General features: G+C 45.2%; 17 protein-coding genes. 2 read left to right on the top strand and 15 right to left on the bottom strand.

Annotation, left to right across the window (positions count from 1 at the left end; genetic code table 11):
- Positions 1–27: 27 nt before the first annotated feature.
- Positions 28–510 (bottom strand): ribosome maturation factor RimP, encoded by a 483-nt coding sequence (gene rimP, locus AC27FN_RS01055; RefSeq protein WP_487166181.1) that lies wholly within the window; start codon positions 508–510, stop codon positions 28–30.
- Between the two features lie 223 nt (positions 511–733).
- On the opposite strand from rimP, the gene AC27FN_RS01050 reads away from it, so the two are divergent.
- On the top strand, positions 734–1,693 hold the full coding sequence (locus AC27FN_RS01050) for a VOC family protein (protein ID WP_487166180.1): 960 nt from the start codon (positions 734–736) through the stop codon (positions 1,691–1,693).
- A 205-nt stretch (positions 1,694–1,898) separates the two neighbouring features.
- On the opposite strand, the gene AC27FN_RS01045 is transcribed toward AC27FN_RS01050, so the two are convergent.
- The 11 genes from AC27FN_RS01045 to AC27FN_RS00995 all read right to left on the bottom strand — a co-directional run bounded on the left by AC27FN_RS01045 (position 1,899) and on the right by AC27FN_RS00995 (position 15,647).
- Positions 1,899–6,218: a PolC-type DNA polymerase III gene (locus tag AC27FN_RS01045; RefSeq protein WP_487166179.1), complete on the bottom strand. Its 4,320-nt coding sequence runs from the start codon at positions 6,216–6,218 to the stop codon at positions 1,899–1,901.
- Between the two features lie 74 nt (positions 6,219–6,292).
- Positions 6,293–8,002, bottom strand: coding sequence for a proline--tRNA ligase (locus tag AC27FN_RS01040; protein WP_487166178.1), 1,710 nt, complete (start codon positions 8,000–8,002; stop codon positions 6,293–6,295).
- A 65-nt stretch (positions 8,003–8,067) separates the two neighbouring features.
- Entirely contained in the window at positions 8,068–9,330 is a 1,263-nt protein-coding gene (gene rseP, locus AC27FN_RS01035; RefSeq protein ID WP_487166177.1) for an RIP metalloprotease RseP, read from the bottom strand.
- 33 nt (positions 9,331–9,363) lie between these two features.
- Positions 9,364–10,149, bottom strand: coding sequence for a phosphatidate cytidylyltransferase (locus AC27FN_RS01030; protein ID WP_487166176.1), 786 nt, complete (start codon positions 10,147–10,149; stop codon positions 9,364–9,366).
- A gap of 72 nt (positions 10,150–10,221) precedes the next feature.
- The gene (gene uppS / locus AC27FN_RS01025) at positions 10,222–11,004 is read right to left on the bottom strand and encodes an undecaprenyl pyrophosphate synthase (RefSeq protein WP_487166175.1); all 783 of its coding nucleotides are present in this window, start codon (positions 11,002–11,004) and stop codon (positions 10,222–10,224) included.
- 288 nt (positions 11,005–11,292) lie between these two features.
- Positions 11,293–11,856: a ribosome recycling factor gene (frr, locus tag AC27FN_RS01020; protein WP_487166174.1), complete on the bottom strand. Its 564-nt coding sequence runs from the start codon at positions 11,854–11,856 to the stop codon at positions 11,293–11,295.
- A 1-nt stretch (position 11,857) separates the two neighbouring features.
- A complete protein-coding gene (gene pyrH / locus AC27FN_RS01015; protein ID WP_487166173.1) occupies positions 11,858–12,580 on the bottom strand; it encodes a UMP kinase in 723 nt (240 codons plus the stop codon).
- 79 nt (positions 12,581–12,659) lie between these two features.
- The gene (gene tsf, locus AC27FN_RS01010; RefSeq protein ID WP_487166172.1) at positions 12,660–13,535 is read right to left on the bottom strand and encodes a translation elongation factor Ts; all 876 of its coding nucleotides are present in this window, start codon (positions 13,533–13,535) and stop codon (positions 12,660–12,662) included.
- A gap of 103 nt (positions 13,536–13,638) precedes the next feature.
- Positions 13,639–14,421 (bottom strand): 30S ribosomal protein S2, encoded by a 783-nt coding sequence (gene rpsB, locus AC27FN_RS01005; RefSeq protein ID WP_487166171.1) that lies wholly within the window; start codon positions 14,419–14,421, stop codon positions 13,639–13,641.
- A 184-nt stretch (positions 14,422–14,605) separates the two neighbouring features.
- Positions 14,606–14,878, bottom strand: coding sequence for a GIY-YIG nuclease family protein (locus tag AC27FN_RS01000; protein WP_487166170.1), 273 nt, complete (start codon positions 14,876–14,878; stop codon positions 14,606–14,608).
- Positions 14,871–15,647: a tRNA1(Val) (adenine(37)-N6)-methyltransferase gene (locus AC27FN_RS00995; RefSeq protein ID WP_487166169.1), complete on the bottom strand. Its 777-nt coding sequence runs from the start codon at positions 15,645–15,647 to the stop codon at positions 14,871–14,873. The genes AC27FN_RS01000 and AC27FN_RS00995 overlap by 8 nt, the downstream gene beginning before the upstream one ends.
- Positions 15,648–15,878: 231 nt before the next feature.
- Here AC27FN_RS00995 and AC27FN_RS00990 point away from each other — a divergent pair, with 231 nt between their 5' ends.
- On the top strand, positions 15,879–16,574 hold the full coding sequence (locus AC27FN_RS00990; protein ID WP_487166168.1) for a lysophospholipid acyltransferase family protein: 696 nt from the start codon (positions 15,879–15,881) through the stop codon (positions 16,572–16,574).
- 62 nt (positions 16,575–16,636) lie between these two features.
- On the opposite strand, the gene AC27FN_RS00985 is transcribed toward AC27FN_RS00990, so the two are convergent.
- The 3 genes from AC27FN_RS00985 to AC27FN_RS00975 all read right to left on the bottom strand — a co-directional run bounded on the left by AC27FN_RS00985 (position 16,637) and on the right by AC27FN_RS00975 (position 20,577).
- Complete coding sequence (locus AC27FN_RS00985) at positions 16,637–18,475, bottom strand: ABC transporter ATP-binding protein (RefSeq protein ID WP_487166167.1); 1,839 nt, start codon at positions 18,473–18,475, stop codon at positions 16,637–16,639.
- On the bottom strand, positions 18,475–20,226 hold the full coding sequence (locus AC27FN_RS00980) for an ABC transporter ATP-binding protein (protein ID WP_487166166.1): 1,752 nt from the start codon (positions 20,224–20,226) through the stop codon (positions 18,475–18,477). Before AC27FN_RS00980 ends, AC27FN_RS00985 begins: the two co-directional genes overlap by 1 nt.
- Positions 20,227–20,352: 126 nt before the next feature.
- The gene (locus tag AC27FN_RS00975; RefSeq protein ID WP_407882408.1) at positions 20,353–20,577 is read right to left on the bottom strand and encodes a YneF family protein; all 225 of its coding nucleotides are present in this window, start codon (positions 20,575–20,577) and stop codon (positions 20,353–20,355) included.
- Between the last annotated feature and the right edge of the window lie 46 nt (positions 20,578–20,623).

Genomic DNA, 20,623 nt, shown 5'->3' with positions numbered 1-20,623 from the left:
TCCTTTAGCTACGATCACTAATTTTAATTACAGTTGGCTAAAATCAATGGCTAGTCGTGCACTGGCAATTGCCTTGCGGGAAATTGTCAACGTTTTAGCCACACCCTTAACCCGATAACGCAACGTTAACTCATCAGGCGTTAAGTCAGTTAAAGTTCCCTCAAAAACTTTTACCTTATCAATAGGTTGATAAAGCGAGATATGAATATACTGATTAACCGCACTTTCAAAGTCGGCTGCTTTTTTTAATGGCCGCTCCGCTCCTGGAGAAGACACTTCAAGATAATAGGCTTGTGGAATGGGATCGGGTTGGGCGGCATCTAGCTTCGCACTCAATTCATCATTGACAAGAACACAATCATCGATTGTAATTCCGCCGGGTTTGTCAATATAAACGCGCAGATACCAACTCTTACCCTCCTTGACAAATTCCACGTCCACGAGTTGAAATTGGTGCTCGTCAACGATTGGCGTCACCAGCGTCGTAACCGCTTCTGTCACGTTACTCAAATCCGTCACCTCCTTAATTTTGCCCTGAAAAAAGAGCGAGCCGAAATCGGCTCACTCTTAGATTAAGAGTCTTAAATTACAATCAATATCATACCATGACGAACGGCCAAAAGCAACCAATACAGCAGTAGGTAGCCCGTTTCGATGCCATTAGGTGCATTTTACAGGTAATAGTTTTACACTTACCTCAAGTTCAAACTTCTAATTAATTGTAGAAAGAAGCGTGATTACCGTGTTTAAACCGCACCATATTTCACTACTAACCGGCGATGCCAACGCGAACGCACACTTTTACATTCAAGTTCTTGGTCTACGTATCGTTAAGAACTCAGTGAATCAAGAAGCAACCCACATTCGCCACCTGTATTATGGTAACAACTTGGGCGAACCGGGCAGCGTGGTCACTTTTTTTGTACTCGACCAACTTGGACACCGTCAAGACGCTAATCATGGCCTAATTGGTATTCGTTTAGGCATTCCGGAATCTCAGATTGACTTTTGGTTAAACCGCTTCATGCAATTTGACATTCCTGTTTCACAAACACAGACGGGTTTACACCTTACCGATCCAGATGGTGTTCCCTTAGATTTGATTCCTGTTAAGCAGCAACTAACGACCAGACAAGTGGTACCAAACGATATTCCCGCCGATGCACAGATTACTGGCCTTTTAGGCACAACGATTGCGTATGTAGAGCCGGTGCTCACCGCGAATTTTTATCAACAATGGTTGGGATTACCACTCAATTCTTCAAAAACAGCGATTCCTTTATCCGGTGAACAGGCTGGCCTAATGTTTCAGGCAGCGACTGATCCGGCACATCGCTCACGTATGGGACGTGGTAGTGTCGACCATGTTGCCCTGCAAGTCCCCGATTTGAACACATTATTTGATTATTACCAGCGCGCGCTTAATCTAGGCGCGAATGTTGAACTATATCGAGATCGTGGTTGGTTCCAAAGTATTTATGTCCGCGACCCTTCGGATAATCGCATCGAGTTAGCCACCATTACACCAGGCTTCGCCCTCGAAGAACCTGCTGATGTCATGGGCCAACAGTTGTCCTTACCACCCCTTTTCGCGGATCAAACCCCAGCCATCGCCCAATGGTACGCACAACGTGGCATCAAATTTGATGAAGCAGCTCGCTTTGAGCATGGCGGTCAGACCGTGTCCAACTAAACGAAAGCCAATAGTTGATTACATCAGTTGATTACGTTGGAAATCACGCTGGTGTTTAAATATTTTTGAATAACAGCAAAAACTAAATTTCATTACCAATCTAAATCCCCCCAAAATAAACACGCGGAATATGAGTCATTTAACTCACATTCCGCGTGTTTATTTTTGTTATCAGGCCAAACGATTACTCCCAAAAAACAAACGGTTAGAATAAACTTAACTGATTTTCATCTGGCAAATCATCCAAAACATGGTTTTCCGTTAGATAATCAATAATCGTTCCGGACACTTTTCCGCGTTTACTCAAGTCTTCCTTGGACAAAAACGGTTTATCTTCACGGGCAGCCACAATTTGTTTGGCAACATTATCACCCAAACCTGGAATCGCATTAAACGGCGCGATTAAAGTGTCGCCATCAATTAGCCAATTTTGGGCATCAGATCGCTCAACATCAACCATTTTAAATGTGAAACCTCGTTCCAACATTTCATTGGCAAGTTCGAGGACAGTTAACAAATTCTTTTCTTTTGTTGATGCGTCATTTCCTTTGTCCATGATCGCTTTCATCGCAGTTTTAACCGCATCTTTTCCTCGTGACATCGCCACTAAGTCAAAATCATCTGCCCGGACTGAAAAGTAAGCTGCGTAATACAAGATCGGGAAATAAACTTTAAAATAAGCGACCCGCAATGCCATCAAAATGTAGGCCGAAGCGTGGGCACGTGGGAACATATACTTAATCTTGAGACATGAGTCAATATACCACTCTGGCACCTCGGCCTCTCGCATTGCAGCTTGCCATTCATCAGGAATGCCGCGTCCCTTACGAACATGTTCCATAATCTGGAACGCCATTTCGGAATCCATCCCATAGTTGATCAAGTCGGTCATGATGTTATCACGACACCCAATCACGTTGGCGATCGTCGCCGTCCCGTTTTTAATGAGTTCTTCGGCGTTACCTAACCAGACATCAGTCCCATGCGATAATCCGGAAATTTGCAATAACTGGGAGTAGTTTTGCGGATGCGTTTCTTCTAACATTCCTCGCACAAAGCGCGTGCCAAACTCGGGAATCCCCAGCGTACCTGTTTTACTGAAAATCTGTTCCTCAGTGACACCCAAAACATCAGTCCCGGAAAATAATTGCATCACACCAGGATCATCAGTCGGAATCGTCTTCGGATCAATGCCAGATAGGTCCTGCAGTGTCCGAATCATTGTCGGGTCATCATGTCCTAGAATATCAATTTTTAAAATGTTGTCATGAATGGAATGGAAGTCAAAATGGGTTGTTTTCCAAGCCGCACTCTGGTCATCGGCTGGAAATTGGATCGGAGTAAAGTCGTAAATATCCATATAATCAGGTACAACGATAATCCCTGCTGGATGTTGTCCGGTCGTCCGTTTAACACCAGTAGCACCATTGGCTAACCGATCAATTTCAGCCTGTCGATAATTAACTTCGTGTTCTCGTTCATACGCTTTTACATAACCGAATGCCGTCTTATCCGCCACTGTACCAATGGTCCCCGCACGATAAACATTATTCTCACCAAACAAAACCTTCGTGTAATTATGGGCAATTGGTTGATAGTCACCAGAGAAGTTTAAATCAATATCGGGAACTTTATTCCCCTTAAAGCCAAGGAACGTTTCAAAAGGAATATTTTGCCCATTTTTACTTAGTGCTGTCCCGCACTTTGGACAATCTTTATCTGGTAAATCATAACCGGAACTATATTCACCATGAGTGAAAAATTCACTGTACTTACACTCCGGATTAGGACACAAGTAATGCGGTGGCAGTGGATTCACCTCAGTAATCCCTGCAAAGGTCGCAACCACAGAAGACCCAACTGAACCACGCGAACCAACTAAATAACCATCCTTGTTAGATTTCGCCACCAGGCGTTGGGCGATCAGGTAGATCACGGAAAAACCGTTGCCAATAATTGATTTCAATTCACGATCCACGCGTTTCTGAACTAAATCTGGTAATGGATCCCCATATAGTTCATGAGCCGTATCCATCGTTCGAGACCGAATTTCATCTTCGGCACCCTCCATTCGTGGCGTGTACAGTTTATCTTTCAGCGGATGCACATCTTCGACCGAGTCGGCAATCGCATTTGGCGCCTCAACAACTAAGCGATGGGCTAGCTCATCTCCGAGAAAAGCAAACTCAGTCAACATTTCATTAGTCGAACGAAAATGCACATCGGGCAGTGAATGACGATTTAATGGGTTGGCACCACCTTGAGAACTAATCAAAATTTTGCGATAAACGGCGTCGTGAGGATCCAAATAATGGGTGTCACCAGTGGCAGCGATCGGCTTGTTCAATTCATCGGCGATATCAATCAAGGTGCGAATGATTTCCTCTAGCTTGGCATTATCATGAATTAATTCTGCCTCAATCAGTGGCTTGTAAACGGTTTTGGGCTGAACCTCAAGATAGTCATAATATTGGGCCCGTTTTAAGGCTTCGTCCTTACCTTTTTGCATGGCAGCTTCAAAGACTTCGCCAGCTGAACAGGCAGAGCCGACCAACAAGCCCTCTCGCAGGCGATTCAATTCACTTCTTGGCACGCGGGGCACCCGATAAAAGTATTTAACGTTGGACAATGAAACAAGTTCGAATAAATGTTTTAAGCCAACTTGGTTTTTCGCAATCACCGTTGCATGAAATGGACGCGCATGTTTGTAGGCATCATGATCGCTCATATGCTCATTGAGTTGATCATGAAAGGTAATGCCATAATTATCTTCGGCTTCCTTGAGAAAAATCATCGCTAAATGTCCAGTTGACTCTGCATCATAAATTGCCCGATGGTGGTGTTCCAGCGCGACATTAAACCGCTTCGCTAATGTGTTTAATCGGTAACCCTTCAAGTCAGGATACAAGAAACGGGCCAATGTTAAGGTATCAATGATCGGGTTGGTGATTTCAGGCATCTTGTGCCGGACATAGCCGGCGTTCATGAAGCCAACGTCGAAGGTGACATTATGCCCAACCAAAATCGCGTCGCCGTACCAGTCGCGAAACTCGGTAAAAACCTCGGCTTCAGATTTTGATCCGGCTACCATGTCATCGGTGATACTTGTTAGATTTGTCGTGGTATTTGATAGATGAAAGCCCGGGTTGATAAACTGTTCAAACTGCTCAACGACATTGCCATCCTTCATTTTAACGGCAGATAATTCAATCACTTTATCGTAGATCGCTGATAGTCCAGTAGTTTCCACGTCGAACACCACATATTCATGACCCTTCAAAACTTCATGAGCGTCGTTTATTCCAATTGGCTCCCCATCGTCGACTAAGTTAACTTCCACCCCATACAGCATCTTCAAGCCAGCTTTTTCAGCAGCATGGAAAGCATCAGGAAAGCCTTGAACGCCACTGTGATCTGTGATGGCAATCGCTTTATGGCCCCATTTTGCGGCCCGATTAACAAAATCGGCAATGTTATTGGTTGCATCCATCGTACTCATCTGAGTATGCAAATGTAGCTCAACGCGCTTGTCATCTGGTTCATTAGTATCTTCTGGCTCACTATGGGTAACGACCTGTAAATCATTGGCAATAATTGCTAAATCACGTGAAAAGTTGTCCTCTTGCACTGAACCACGTACTTTTACCCACGCCTTTTCTGGGATCGCCGCAAAATTGGCCTCGTCATCTTCGTTACGTGAAAACTTCTTCACGAGAAATGAAGAGGTGTAGTCCGTGATTTTTAACGTTAATAGTTGCCGACCGGATCTTAGCACCCGGATCTCTTTGGCAAACACGTAACCTTCAACAGTGACACTACGTTCTTCCTCAGTGATTTCATCCATTCGAGTGATGGTCTCATCTGGCTTAATCTTTCGTCCCATAGTAACCGGACCTGAGACAGCTGCCGGTGAACCATGGCTCGCTTTATTTTTCGCAATGGCCGCCGTGGCCCGGCTAACCAAGGCCTCATCTCGTTTGGCCTTTTCAACCTGAAAATCTGCCAATTGCTGTGCCGAAGCAGCTTCATCAACGATTGTCGCAAACGTCATTTTGGGAAAACCGAGTCGTAAATAAGTCTCCGTTAACTGTGATAACGTTTCCCCATTCAGAAAGTCTGCGATAACTTGGTTCGGCGCGGTTAGCCTGATTTGATGATCAGCCAAGGCAGGCTGTGGTCCTTCACTGAGTTGGCGCGCAAATGATTCGTTAAGTCCACTGTGGCTAACAGCCCACTGCCAGTATCGATCAACTGCCTCAATATCAATTTCCGTAGAATCCGTCTGAATTTCAAATGAGACCGCGGCAATTTCGTTAAAAGCTTGATTTAATTTTTGCGTGAACGTCATAAATGTTTCAAACGGTAACACTTGCGCAAAATGAAAGGCAAAGCTCCATAAACGCCGCTGTTCATGAACCACTAATTGGGTGATTTCACCATCAGTGAGTCCAGGTAACATTGTCTGATCAGCTAGATTAAGCTGTTCCAATAATTTTTTAAATAATTCTTGTTGATTCAACGCCACGAATGTGCGGCCTCCCCACTTCATAATTCACAGTGACTCTAAGCGTGACAAAGGGCATTGCCCCAGTCACTTGACTACGCAATCCCCTTGAATAAAATGCCCAACGTTTCAGTTAATTCTTCTTTTTTAACTTCAACGGTTTCACCCGTTTTACGTAACTTAACTTCAACAATCCCATCCACGGCCTTTTTCCCCACCGTGACACGCAACGGTAAGCCAATTAAATCAGAATCAGCAAATTTGACTCCAGCTCGTTCCGCCCGATCATCAACCAGCACTTTGTAACCAGCTTCAGTCAGCTGATCTTCCAATTCATTTGCCAGTAACCGTTGATCGTCATTTTTAATGTTGACGGGAATAACGTGAATATCAAATGGCGCAATGGCTTTCGGCCAGGCTAACCCTGAGTCATCCGCAGTTTGTTCAGCTACCGCTGATAATAATCGGCTAACCCCAATCCCATAGGACCCCATGATTACATCGGTCTGTCGACCGTTCTCATCTAGCACTTGAGCACCTAAGGCTTTGGAATAACGAGTCCCCAGCTTAAAGATATGGCCGATTTCAATACCACGGTTGAACTTCAACACCCCTTCACCATCCGGCGAAACATCCCCTTCTTGAACGAGGCGAATGTCGGCAAATTCATCGACAGTGAAGTCCCGATCCAGATTGGCGTTTAAATAGTGGAAGCCATTTTCATTGGCCCCGACCGGCATGTTCACTAAGTCTGCTACATCTTGATCAGCGACAACTTTAATTGCTTGATCAATCCCTATTGGTCCCAACGAGCCGAAGTCAGCGCCCAGGTACGTTTCCGCTTGTTGAACAGTCGCCATCACTAACTCAGTTGCCGATAGGACATTCTTTAACTTAGTCTCATTAACTTCGTGATCACCACGAATCAAGGCCACGACCGGCTCATCATCGGCCATGTAGAGCATCGTCTTTAATAGTTTGCTTGGTTCTAAGTTAAAGCGTTCAGCCACTTCCTCAATGGTCTTTTCGCCGGGCGTCGCTACCTTTTCTAAATCACGCAATCCTTCATGCGATTTTTTAGGAATATACAAACTGGTGGCTGTCTCTAAGTTAGCCGCGTAATCACTACTATCAGAGTATGCAATCGTGTCCTCACCCACGGCGGCAATCGCGTTAAATTCGCGGGACTCCTTACCACCCATGGCTCCAGAGTCAGCTAAAATCTCGCGATAATCCAAACCAACACGATCGAATACATTACGATAGGCGGTTTCCATTTGAGCAAAAACGTGGTCTAAACTGGCCTTGTCCGCGTGAAACGAATAGACGTCAAGCATCAAAAATTCCCGCCCGCGCAGTAAACCATAACGAGGCCGATCCTCATCTCGGTATTTTTGCTGAATTTGATACATCACCAGTGGCAGACGCTTATACGAGTTGACAGTCGCCGCAATGAAGTCCGTAAAGGTTTCCTCATGGGTTGGTCCCAAAATCAAATCACGATCATGACGATCCTTTAAGCGATACATGGTTTGACCATAAGTATCGTAACGACCAGATTGGCGCCATAAATCAGCCGGCAGTAAGGCGGGCGCCAGCATTTCTACCGCATCAATCTTCGTCATTTCCTCACGGATTATCTGTTCCACATTACGTAACACTTGATAAGCCAATGGCAGATAAGCATAAACGCCAGCAACGACCGGGCGGATATAACCAGCCCGTAACATCATCTGATGGCTCAAGGCCTCGGCGTCACTTGGTGTTTCCTTAAGTGTTGGAATTAAAATCTTGCTTTGCTTCATGAACAAATTCTCCTTAGTGATAGAAACGCTTCCGTCAGTTGAATGTTGGAAAAGTTTCGGTAAATTTAATGAACGAAATAGCGCATGATGTCATTCCAGGTAACCAAAATCATCAGAAACATGACTAGCCCAAATCCAATGATTGTCACAACGCCCTCGGTTCGTTGCGAAATCGGCTTGCGACGAATCGCCTCGATAAAGTTAAGCAGTAACTTACCCCCATCCAAAGCTGGAATGGGCAGTAAATTTACAATACCTAAGTTTAATGATAAAAAGCCCAACCAGTACAAAATTCCGCTCCACCCAGCCTGCGTGGCTGTTGCGGTATTAGCGTATATTGCAACCGGTCCGCCTAGATCATTGAGACTGAAGTGAGTCAATAAATGACCTAACGCACCAAATAGTAACGTGGTCGTTGACCAAAAGCCACCAAATAGTTTACCAAACAAACTTGTATCTAGCCCGCGCTTGATGCCGATTGTGCGCGTTTTTGTGCCATTCACTGTTTTAACTTGCGGTTGGATGGAAAGCTGCTTGTGACGACCGGCCTGATTAACGGTCAGCTTTATGGCACCTTTCTTATCGGCGGCAATCGCCGTTGTCACGGCCGCCCATGTCTGCGTTGATTTTCCATTAACAGCAAGGACCCGATCACCATTGCGAAGACCAGCACTAGCAGCCGGAGTATGCGCAATAACCCCAGAAATCTGATTACTATTACTAGCGACACCACCCATCGCAAAGCCCATAATGGCAAAGACCAACCACGCCAAAATAAAATTATTTAACGGTCCAGCAAAGTTCGTTAAAATTCGATGCCACAATGTGGCTGATTGAAATTGAACATCCCTTGGCGCGATGAGAACCTCAGTTCCATCATGTTCAATGATCGTCGCATCATGATCGACCTGATATCGTTTAACAACCCGCTCGTCACCATTTTCATAACCTTCAATGTATAAGTCATCAACTAGGTCGGCGTTAGTCACAATCACCGGAATACCGTTAAACAGAGTCCCTTGATCACTCGTATTAATTCGCGTAACTAGATTATCCTTGCCAACCAGCAAACTGACTGGTGTGCCTGGTTGTAACTCGTCATCCTCGTCTTCAGCAGCACCTGCCATGCGAACATAACCACCCAGCGGCAGTAACCGAATCGTATACAAAGTTCCATTACGTCGTGTCCAGAATAGTTTTGGCCCCATCCCGATAGAAAATTCTCTAACCAAGATGCCAGAACGTTTAGCAAAATAAAAATGGCCAAATTCGTGCACAACGACTAAAATCCCAAAAACAATGATAAACGCAATAATTGTTTTAACCACGGGCGGTGCCCCTTTCTCACAACGCTGTCAAGATTAGAATAGACCAACGAAATGCAACACCGGTAACACAAATAAGAGACTGTCGAATCGGTCTAAAATACCACCATGGCCAGGTAAGATCTTGCCAGAATCTTTAACGCCATAAAAGCGTTTCAGCGACGATTCCACTAAGTCTCCCATTTGACCACAAATGCTGAACAAAATCGTCAACAGGATCATTACCGGTAACGAATAAGTCTGTGGGAAGAACCAAACCCAAACTGTGCCAACGATGACAGCCACGACAGTACCACCAATAGAGCCTTCCCAAGTCTTGTTAGGTGAGATTTGGGGCGCCAACTTGTGCCGACCCAATTTACGTCCAATCATGTAGGCACCAGAGTCAGTGGTCCAAATTACAAACAAGATGTAGAAAAGCGTGCTTATCCCGGCGTGCCGCGCTTGGACAAAGTAGAAGAATCCACTGCCAATATACAGCATCGCTAATGTCAAAACGCCAGCATCATCAAATGAGAAATGATTCCTAGTGAATACCGTGTGCAGTAAAAGCATCATGACAAAAATATAGAACAAGAACTGACGATTTAGAAAATTTGGTAAAAAGTTCAACCAACGATCGGGGACTAAAATAACTGCCATCCCTAAAAAGCTGATCACGGCTTCCGCCGAGACAACCAGCTTTTTTTTCATGACCAAAATTTCTCCTAGAGCCACGGTCCCTAACACAAAGGCTGCTAATTCAATCAACCAGCCACCGTAGAGAATCACTGGAATAAAAATTAGTAGTGCTACAACTGCCGTAATCACACGAGTACGCATACAAAGACTAACTCCTTCAGAAATAAATTTTTAAACTAATAACGGGTTGGCTCAGACTCAACAATCATGCTTTTATTCATCATCGTTGGTAGATTTGCGCCCACCAAAACGGCGATCTCGCTGTTGAAAATGTTTAATCGCCAATTTCAAATCTGCCTCCGTAAAGTCAGGCCAAAATCGATCTGTGAAATCCAACTCACTATAAGCAATTTGCCACAGCAAGAAGTTGGAGATTCGCTCCTCACCGCTCGTTCGAATTAGCAAATCAGGATTATTGTATGGTGCAAGTGAGGCGGTCATTAAAGCGGCATCGACCGTTGTTGTATCAATATCTGTAAGGGACAATTGATTGGACTTGACCCGGGCAGCAATGGTTTGAACCGCTGAGACAATTTCTGCCTGTCCACCATAGTTCAATGCAAAGTTGAGGACCATGCCCGTTGACTGGGCAGTGTCCGCCATCGCTTGATCCACCGCTTGCCGTGTTTTATCCGGTAATTGATCCAGATAACCCATCACGTTAACGCGAACATTTTCCTTCACCAAGTCCGGAACAAAGGTATCAAAAAAATCAACCGGCAGCTGCATTAAGTAACTCACTTCACTGTCAGAACGTTTCCAATTTTCCGTCGAAAAAGCATACAAAGTCAGGACTTTAATCCCTAAGTGACTGGCAACCTTAGTAATTGTTTTTACTGTGTTCATTCCTGCCTTATGGCCTGCTGCACGCGGCAAATGGCGCTGCTGCGCCCAGCGACCGTTACCATCCATGATAATCGCAACATGGTTGGGTATTCGATCAGCATCAAGCTTCAATTCATCAGCGGTCGAAGCTGTTTTTTTTCGTCCAAACAAAATGGCATCCACCTTTCAATTACATTCATCAAGTTTACCAAAAAAATCGTGTATTGACACCTGCCCTGTTGGACATCTTAAAGGAATTAACAGCTCCCGCTGATGTTTCTATGATAACTGACAAAAAGTAGCGACCGGTCATCCCACTGCTCAACAATAACACATCGGCCAGCAAGCAAAACAATAAAGTAAGGACATGTAACTGACCACAATCATGCCGATAAAAAATGCGTTACTAACCAAGCTTTATTGCCGGCCGTAACGCATTATTTAAATAACTGCTTGTTGTTAAACAGTCATCAATTCTTTTTCTTTATCACTGGCAATTTGATCGACGTTCTTAATGGCCGCATCGGTAATTTTCTGTGCCCGCGTTTCTAAATCATGCAGCTGGTCATCAGTGAAGTCCCCGTTTTTGTGACCCTTTTTCAGTGAGTCCATCGCATCTCGTCGCACATTACGAACGGCTACTTTGGCCTCTTCTGCCTTGCCGTGAACTTGCTTGACGAGATCCTTACGCGATTCTTCAGTCAACTGTGGAATCACCAGCCGGATCGCGGTCCCGTCGTTAGCCGGATTGATCCCCAAGTCCGAGGTCAAAATCGCGTGTTCAATTGCATTTAAACTACTTTTGTCAAAGGGCGTAACCAGGAGCACACGTGCTTCCGGAATGGTAATTGACGCCATCTGATTGATGGGGGTTGGCGCGCCATAATAGTCAGCGGTAATGTCAGCTAACAGACTAGCATTAGCTCGCCCTGCCCGAATATTGCCTAACTCACGTTGTAATGCTTCGCCAGCTTTACCCATTCTTGCTTGCGCGTCTTTTAAAATTGGTTCTGTTTCTGCCATACTAATCTCCTTTAACCGTTGTTCCGATGTTTTCACCTTTTACAACCCGCAAAACATTGCCCGGTTCATTAAAGTTAAAGACAACTAAGGGAATATTGTTTTCCATCGACAACGAGGTTGCTGTGGTGTCCATGACATGTAACCCCTTGTTGATGATATCTAAGTGGCTGAGTGTTTCAAATTTGACAGCGGAGTCGTCCTCATTAGGATCAGCTGAATAAATGCCATCGGTCCCATTCTTAGCCATTAAAATGGCATCCGCATTGATTTCAGCGGCACGTAAGGCAGCTGTGGTATCCGTTGAGAAGTAAGGGGAACCCGTTCCACCAGCGAAAATAACCACCCGATCTTTTTCAAGATGACGGACTGCCTTGCGACGAATGTAAGGTTCAGCAATTTGTCGCATTTCAATCGATGTCTGCACTCGCGTTGGTACGCCAAGCCCTTCCAAGCTATCTTGCAGCGCTAAGGCGTTCATAATCGTGGCTAACATCCCAACGTAGTCTGCTTGGGCGCGTTCCATCCCCATCTCAGAGCCTGCTTCACCGCGCCAAATATTTCCGCCACCGACGACAACCGCAATTTGGACACCTAATTCATATACTTCCCGTAATTCTTCAGCTACTGTCTTAATTTTAGGCGGGTAAATGCCAAAACCTTGTTCGCCGGCTAAAGCCTCACCACTTAGTTTGAGCATGACTCGTTTATACTTCACATCAGCCATCAGACCAATATCCTCCTCGATTTACATCACCAAATCTTGCTTTACAAAAAAGGCGCACACTAGGCACGCCCCCGTTCAATTACTTGATTTGACCCATAACTTCGTCAACAAAGTCATCGCTCTTCTTTTCCATTCCTTCACCGACCTGGTAACGAATGAATGAGACAACCTTGGCATTCTTAGATGAGACATATTGATCAACGGTTTGATCACCATCTTTAACAAATGGTTGATCGTTCAATGAGATCTCAGCCAACCACTTGTTTAATCGACCATCGACCATCCGCTGCTTAATGTTATCAGGCTTGCCGGCAAGGTCGTCTTCTTTAGACAAGACGTCCTTTTCGTGAGCCAAACGATCAGCTGGGACATCAGTACGATCAACATATTCTGGGTTGATTGCGGCCACGTGCATCGCAACATCTTTAGCAGTTTCAGCGTCGCCGCCTTCCAAAACAACTAAAGAAGCGATCGAACCACCCATGTGGAGGTATGACCCAAAGACTTGATCATCAGTCTTAGTCACGACCGCAAAGCGACGCAAGCTAATCTTTTCGCCAGTGACTTGCGTTGCAGCAATGATAGCATCATTAAGGGTTTCTGTTTCGCTAGCCTTTAACTTCAAGGCAGCCTCCACGTCAGCCGGCTGTTCCAGCGCAATCTGATCACTAACCGTCTTTAGCAGGTCTTTAAACGTGTCGTTGGAGGCAACGAAATCCGTCTCCGAGTTTAATTCAACGATTGCTGCATTGTTGCCATGAACGGCAACTTCGGCCAAACCTTCAGCCGCAATCCGATCACTCTTCTTTTCGGCCTTGGCAATACCTTTTTCCCGCAGAAAATCGAGCGCTTTGGCTTCATCACCATCAGTGGCAACTAAGGCCTTCTTTGCGTCCATAATCCCGACGCCGGTCTTTTCGCGTAATGCTTTAACTTGAGCTGCTGTAACTGCCATATTAAATGGCCTCCTCGTTTATGTTTGATAAGTTTTAGAAAAAAGCCGCCTATCAATCTCAGGCCACAACGGTCTTAACTGATAGACAGCCTAAGGTTTACGCTTAGTTGTTTGCTTGTTGATTGTCGCCTTCAACGGCTTCAACGATGTCTTCCATCGAATCGCCACCCTTGGCAGCTTGTTGGTCATCGGCACCTTGGTCTTCACCTTGACGGCCTTCGATCACAGCATCTGCCATCTTTGATGAAATCAGACGAATCGCACGAATGGCATCGTCATTTGATGGGATGATGTAGTCGATGTCATCTGGATCTGTGTTCGTGTCAACCATGGCTACGATTGGAATATTTAACTTGTGGGCTTCTTGAACCGCGATTTGTTCCTTACGTGGGTCAACGATGAACATTACGTCAGGCACACCCGGCATATCTTCAATCCCACCCAAGAATTTCTCAAGCTTTTCGCGTTGCTTCGTTAACAGCGCAACTTCCTTCTTAGGCAAACGATCAAAGGTACCGTCTTCAGCCATCTTCTTTAGGTCTTTCAAGCGCTTGATCCGCGTTTGAATCGTGTTCCAGTTAGTCAGTGTTCCACCAAGCCAACGATGGTTAACGTAGTACATACCGGCACGAGTTGCTTCTTCTTCGATGGAATCTTGCGCTTGCTTTTTAGTACCAACAAACAAAATGTTGCCACCTTTAGCAGCTTCATCCTTCACGAAGTTGTAAGCAACGTCAGCCATCTTCACCGTCTTTTGTAAGTCGATGATGTAGATACCGTTACGTTCCGTGAAGATGTACGGCTTCATCTTAGGGTTCCAGCGACGGGTCTGGTGACCGAAGTGGACACCAGCTTCAAGCAATTGTTTCATTGAAATAACAGCCATGTGTTAAATCCTCCAAAAATGTTTTGTCCTCCCCAACGCTCATTTGACAACTTCACTTATCCCTAAGCAACGAAGCCGCCATCACGTTGAGTGTGAATTGGTTTTAAACCGTCAATCAGTATAGCAAACAACCGGCATGGTGACAAGCTAAACTACCGGCATGTTTGCATTAAATCTCCAAACATTAACTGACGCTGACACCATGCTCATGCAGAAACACGATTTTTTTGGCCCGTGATTGATGCTTAAAGGCATATTCCGCCTTTAAAGCACTCGATTTGTCAGGAAAGGCCTCCGCGTACAGTAACCGCAGCGGGTGTCGAAATTGAGGGCGGGTATACTTGGCTCCACGGCCGGCCTGGTGCGTGGCAAAACGTCGGCCGACATCGTCTGTAAATCCACCATATAACGACTGATCTGCGCATAAAATAACGTAAAAATAGTAAGGTTTAGCCATGTTGCGGTCGCCGCCCCTCCGGACCATACAGCAGTTGGGCAACATGCCCCACGTAGGCTCCCGTATCATCAGCCACAATTAAAGGCGGCAAGATTTTCAAGCCACCTGACCGGCCATCTTTAATCGCATCCACTAAAAACATATTTGCTGGACGATTAGGTTTAGGGTATACAAATTGCACCTGCTTGGGCACTAACCGATGGGCGGTTAAAGTCGTCATCATTTCTAAAAAACGGTCTGGACGAAATACAAAGTAGGCATGGCCCGTCATTTTAAGCAAATTGGCGGTGGTTTCAACAACCTGGGCCAAAGTCGTGGTGATTTCGTGACGAGCAATCGCTAAATGTGGATTAGGATTTTTCTGAGACAGTGGCTGGTCAGGAAAATATGGTGGGTTGCAGGTCACAACACTAGCAGAATCTGGTTTGATGACGTCTGTCGCCTGTGCTAAATCTAGTTGGTCAACGGTAATCTGTTCGGTTAACTGATTTAAGGCAACCGAACGCTGCGCCATCTCTGCTAATTCAGGTTGAATTTCAATCAGGTGAATCGCGCCAGCCGTCTTGTGACTAAAGAATAATCCGACCGCCCCATTACCGGCGCACAAATCCACGGTCAAACCGCGGCGCGTTCGATCAGGTTGTGCAAAATCAGCCAGTAGCACGGCATCTAACGAAAACGAAAACACCGCCGAGCTTTGAATAATCGAAATGTCGGCCCCGTATAGTCGATCAATGCGTTCACCACTTTTTAACTCCACCTGTTCCATCGACGTCTGAACTCCTTTTTGTGAATTTTGCTGGACTAATTTCATCCAAATGACGTGATCATTAATCTAACTTGCATTTAAACGCGCAAATGTTCATACTTCTATCAGATTATTACGGTCTATTGTCAAAAAAGCAAGCCAGTGTTAGGCTCCAGCGACAATGATGTCGCAAATCCGGCCCATGATCGCTTAGGTTTCAGTCAGTTGACTCATATTAATGGAGGAATGCTTGTGTTTTACTCATTCATGCGCGCCATTGTCCGCCTCATCCTATGGCTCATCAATGGTCGACCACATTATTTGCATAAAGATCGCCTACCAAAAGGAACTTATATTCTGGTCGGCCCCCATCGGACATGGTTTGATCCAATTTACTATGCGGTAGCCGCTGCCCCACGAAAATTTTCCTTTATGGCTAAAAAAGAACTCTTTAAGAATCCAATTATTCGTTTTATTTTAGTTCACGCCAATGCTTATCCGGTCGACCGTGATAACCCGGGCCCATCTGCAATTAAAACGCCGGTAAAATTATTGAAGGAGGGGCAACTCTCTACGATTATTTTTCCCTCTGGGACCCGCCACTCTAGCGAGATGAAAGGCGGGGCCATCGTCATTGCTAAATTGGCTGGGGTGCCTCTAATTCCCACCGTCTACCAAGGTCCGCTAACCTTTCGCGCCTTATTTTCCCGGCAAACCACCACAGTTAGCTTTGGTGATCCAATCATGATTGATCGCAAATTCAAATTAGATGAAGCTGGTCAGCAGCAGGTTGACGCAAAACTCCAAGCGGCGTTCGATGCTTTAGATCAGGAAATCGATCCCCATTTCCACTATGTTGACCCAAATCAAAAAGAGCAAGCGGCCTACCAAGCCAAAATTGCTGCGGAAACAAAATCGAAAACAAAAACGGTGACCAAACATCGCTAGAAATTGAATTCGAACCGTAAACAGGCCGTCCTGACAAAGGGACGACCTGTTTTTGTCTGATTTTATTGTCTGACAGTGCCGTCTGGTGATTCATGCAATAATGCCGCTCGATCATCACTATCAATTGTGGTTTGTAAACGATACATGTCATAGTATCGCCCCCGTTGGGCTAACAAAGTGTCATGATTGCCGTGCTCAACAATTCGTCCATGATCCAGCACCAAAATCTGGTCAGCATCGCGAATGGTCGACAGTCGATGCGCAATCGCGATTGTCGTTCGCCCAGTCCGTAGCTTAGCTAAGCCATCCTGAATCAAAGCTTCAGTCTCCGTATCAATATCGGCAGTCGCTTCATCCAAAATCAAAATTTTAGGATCATGAGCAACCGTTCTGGCGAATGAGATCAACTGTCGTTGTCCCCCAGAATAACTCGTCCCGCGCTCAATCACACGGGCATGATACTTTCCCGGGAGCCGATTGATAAACTCATCGGCTGAAACAAATCGGGCAGCCGCTTCAACTTGTTCATCACTAATTGAATCATCAAACATGCGAATATTTGAAGCAATATCGCCATAAAACATGAATGGATCCTGTAACACCAAGCCAAATTGCTGTCGCAACTCAGCTAAATCATACTCGCGAATATCGCGATCATCGATCAGGACTTCACCAGAATTGTATTCGTAAAATCGCATTAAGACATTAATGGTGGACGATTTTCCCGAGCCAGTGTGTCCCACCAAGGCTAACGTTTGCCCCGGTTCCACGGTAAACGAAACGTCATGTAAAACATCATGTTCGCCGTCATAACTAAAATTAACGTGGCGAAATTCGATCTTACCGTGCGTAACGTGAGCACCTGCAACAGGATGCTGTGTTGGCGCATATGTCTGGTCATCCATAATTTTCAACACCCGTGACCCAGCCACGATCCCGTCTTGAAAATCAGATAACGAATCCATCATATTCGCCATTGGATTATAAAAATTATTGAGGTATTGGATAAACGCGTAAATTGTTCCAGCCAAAACAAAGTGATGTAGTGCATTAATACCAAACATCCACAAGACGGCAACTTCGCCCAAAGCGAACAAAAGATCAATGATTGGCCCTAACAAGAGGGAATTAGTGCGAATCATCGCTTGGCGAGTCGCAAAATAGCGATCATTTGTTTGATCAAATTCGGTATTCATGCGGCGTTCCTGGCGAAACTCCTGAATCACGCTAATTCCCGTAATTGATTCGGCCAATTTAGCGTTCAATTCACTCAAGCGCTCTCTCATGCTTCGATAAACTCGACTACTGAAATGCTGGTAATACCAAATCGCCAAACCAAGGATCGGCAAAAATGCCAAAACGACCAAGGCAATACGTGCATTCGTGGTATACATCGCATAAAAAGACGTGACAACAGAAAATAAGGCCACAATCGCAGCAGCGAATAACGCCCAGAACGTTTGAAAAGACATCGTATCATTGGTCAGTCGCGATAAGATTGACCCGGCTGGCACTTGATCAAAATAGCGCATGCCTAAGCGATGCAACTTTCGAAAGAGCTGAACACGCACATTTTCTAACATGCGTTCCCCACCCATGGCATATAAAAATTCTTGGCCAAATTGAAAAATTGCTTTGATCAGCGTCCCTAAAAAATAAAAACCCGCAAAGAATAAAACGACACGTAATGCTGCGTTATTGACACGCAAATATTGGTTCATGTAGGTCTGCATTAGTTTCGGTAATAAAATGTTAATCAAACTGACCGCAAAGGCAAAAATGATGGCCCAGATAAAATCCCATTTATAAGGAGCCGCATACGGTAATAGCCGTTTGATGACCGTGCGCTGTTCTTTCAAAGACATGCTTCTAGACCACGCAGACCGATGATTTTGAGCCATTAATCGTTACCTCCTCCAATTGAATCAGCCAATTGTTGTTGATCATACATTCGTTTATACCACCCGTCATCGGCCATTAATGTGGTGTGATTTCCGCGTTCAATAATTTTCCCATCATCGACGACGATAATTTCATCCGCGTTAATTACCGAACTCAAGCGGTGCGCAGCAATGATTGTCGTTTTATCAGCCCGTTTCTCACCTAGACGCATTAAGATTTGTGCCTCTGTTTTAGCATCCACCGCCGACAATGCATCGTCCAAAATTAGCAACTCCGGGTTAATCACTAACGCCCGCGCGATGGCTAATCGCTGTTTTTGCCCACCAGATAGTGAAACACCTTCTTCACCGACCTGCGTTTGATAACCATCGGGCATGCCGATAACATCTTCATCAAACGCAGCAGTGTAGGCGGCGGCCCTGACCTCGTCGTCACTAATATCCGGATTAGCAAACGCGATATTTTCCCGAATCGACGTGGAGAACAGAAAATTATCTTGTGGCACATAGCCTAAGGCATGAATGTATGCATCCAATGTATAATTGCGAATATCGTGCCCACCAAAGTCAATATGGCCGTCATAATGATCAAATTGGCGCAAGAGAAGTTTTAATATCGATGTTTTCCAGGCACCCACTCGACCAACGATTCCTAGCGTGTGACCAGCCGACAATCGAAATCCAATATTTTGCAGACGCAAAGCCTCATCATTAGGATAACTAAACGCCTTAATCTGAACCTCCAGATCACCGTGAGCTGGCTGCGAAATACCGTGAGGGTTCTCGACGATTTCTGAACGTTCATGTAACAGGAAATTAACCCGATCGTAAGAGGCGTTGCCGCGCTCCATTGTGTTAAATAGTTGTCCAATCGCAAACATTGGCCATACCAGCATGCCTACATAAGCAATAAAAGTCACTAGTTGACCAACCGTGATCACTTGCGTCGTCACATAGCGACCGCCAAGAATAATTGTTGCGACATATGACAGACCAATAATCACGGTGATTAACGGATCGAATAGTGCATCTAACAAGTTAGTTCGCCGATTGATGGCAATCGTCTTAGTAACTTGTTGCTCAAAGTCAGCTTCATCTTCATGCTCCTGACCAAGCGTCTTGATCACTTTAATGCCTTCAATACTCTCCTGCGCTTTGTTGTTCAAATTCGAGAAGGCAGCCTGTGATTCGCCAAAAGCTAGATGAATCTTTGTTCCTAAGTAACGGGCGACCAATGCAATTAGCGGTAACGGCAAAACTGCAATGATCGTTAACCGCCAGTTGACTAGCGCCATCATGGCAATCAGCGTCGTCCCTCCGGTAATGATCGAATCGGCAAATTGTAAAATCCCCCCACCGGCAACCCGTTGGATAGCGGACAAATCATTGGTTGCATGCGCCATTAGATCACCGGTTCGGTATCGCTGATAAAAAGCAGTATCCATCACCATAAAGTGAGCATATAAGCGTTCCCGCAAGGTTTTTTCTAACTTGGCGGCGCCACCCCAAATCGATATTCGCCACAAATATCTCGCTGCATATGCTGCTATTGCAATAACTGTCATTAAGAGAAGATCACGGATGAGTCGTCCACTCGTCAAATGCTGCCGATTCATTAAATCAACTAAATCCCCGATAATTCGTGGCGGGATAATCCCTAGCACAGCCGTCATCAATAGACCGAACACACCCCAAAAATAGAGGCGTCGTTCTTGCTTAAAATACCACGCTAATTTTCTAAAAATTGACAAAGTGATCCCTACTTTCTTAACGACCAAGGTGAAATCAGTCTGGGCTAGGCGCAGACAGCGGGCTTGTGTAACTAGACAAAAAAACGGACAGAAATTAATCCGCCCGTTTAATCAATTACATTAACATTAGCTCTTACGTGATTGTGCCTGCATTGTTGCTAGCATCTGCTTCAGCTTCTTTTCAGAAGGCTTTTGCCCCATTTGTAGCATCATGCTGCGTAACATGTCTTCAGTAATCGGAGGATTGTTCTTCAGGTAGTTTTGCATATAACGGCGTGCAAAGAAAAAGCCGCCAATTACACCGGCGATCGCGGCAATAATCACGATCAAAATCCATAACCCAGTCGACATCAAGATACCCCCCTTTACAATAATGATTTACATCAAACTATATTAC

Source organism: Furfurilactobacillus sp. W61-4, assembly GCF_057545565.1.
This window is presented reverse-complemented; position numbering and strand designations above follow the sequence as displayed.

Coding starts and splice junctions, on each gene's coding strand:
- tsf (WP_487166172.1), bottom strand. CDS start 13,535: ATGGCAGTTACAGCAGCTCAAGTTAAAGCATTACGCGAAAAGACCGGC.
- rpsB (WP_487166171.1), bottom strand. CDS start 14,421: ATGGCTGTTATTTCAATGAAACAATTGCTTGAAGCTGGTGTCCACTTC.
- pyrH (WP_487166173.1), bottom strand. CDS start 12,580: ATGGCTGATGTGAAGTATAAACGAGTCATGCTCAAACTAAGTGGTGAG.
- AC27FN_RS01030 (WP_487166176.1), bottom strand. CDS start 10,149: ATGCGTACTCGTGTGATTACGGCAGTTGTAGCACTACTAATTTTTATT.
- AC27FN_RS01000 (WP_487166170.1), bottom strand. CDS start 14,878: ATGGCTAAACCTTACTATTTTTACGTTATTTTATGCGCAGATCAGTCG.
- AC27FN_RS00995 (WP_487166169.1), bottom strand. CDS start 15,647: ATGGAACAGGTGGAGTTAAAAAGTGGTGAACGCATTGATCGACTATAC.
- AC27FN_RS00985 (WP_487166167.1), bottom strand. CDS start 18,475: ATGGCTCAAAATCATCGGTCTGCGTGGTCTAGAAGCATGTCTTTGAAA.
- frr (WP_487166174.1), bottom strand. CDS start 11,856: ATGGCAGAAACAGAACCAATTTTAAAAGACGCGCAAGCAAGAATGGGT.
- AC27FN_RS00975 (WP_407882408.1), bottom strand. CDS start 20,577: ATGTCGACTGGGTTATGGATTTTGATCGTGATTATTGCCGCGATCGCC.
- AC27FN_RS01040 (WP_487166178.1), bottom strand. CDS start 8,002: ATGAAGCAAAGCAAGATTTTAATTCCAACACTTAAGGAAACACCAAGT.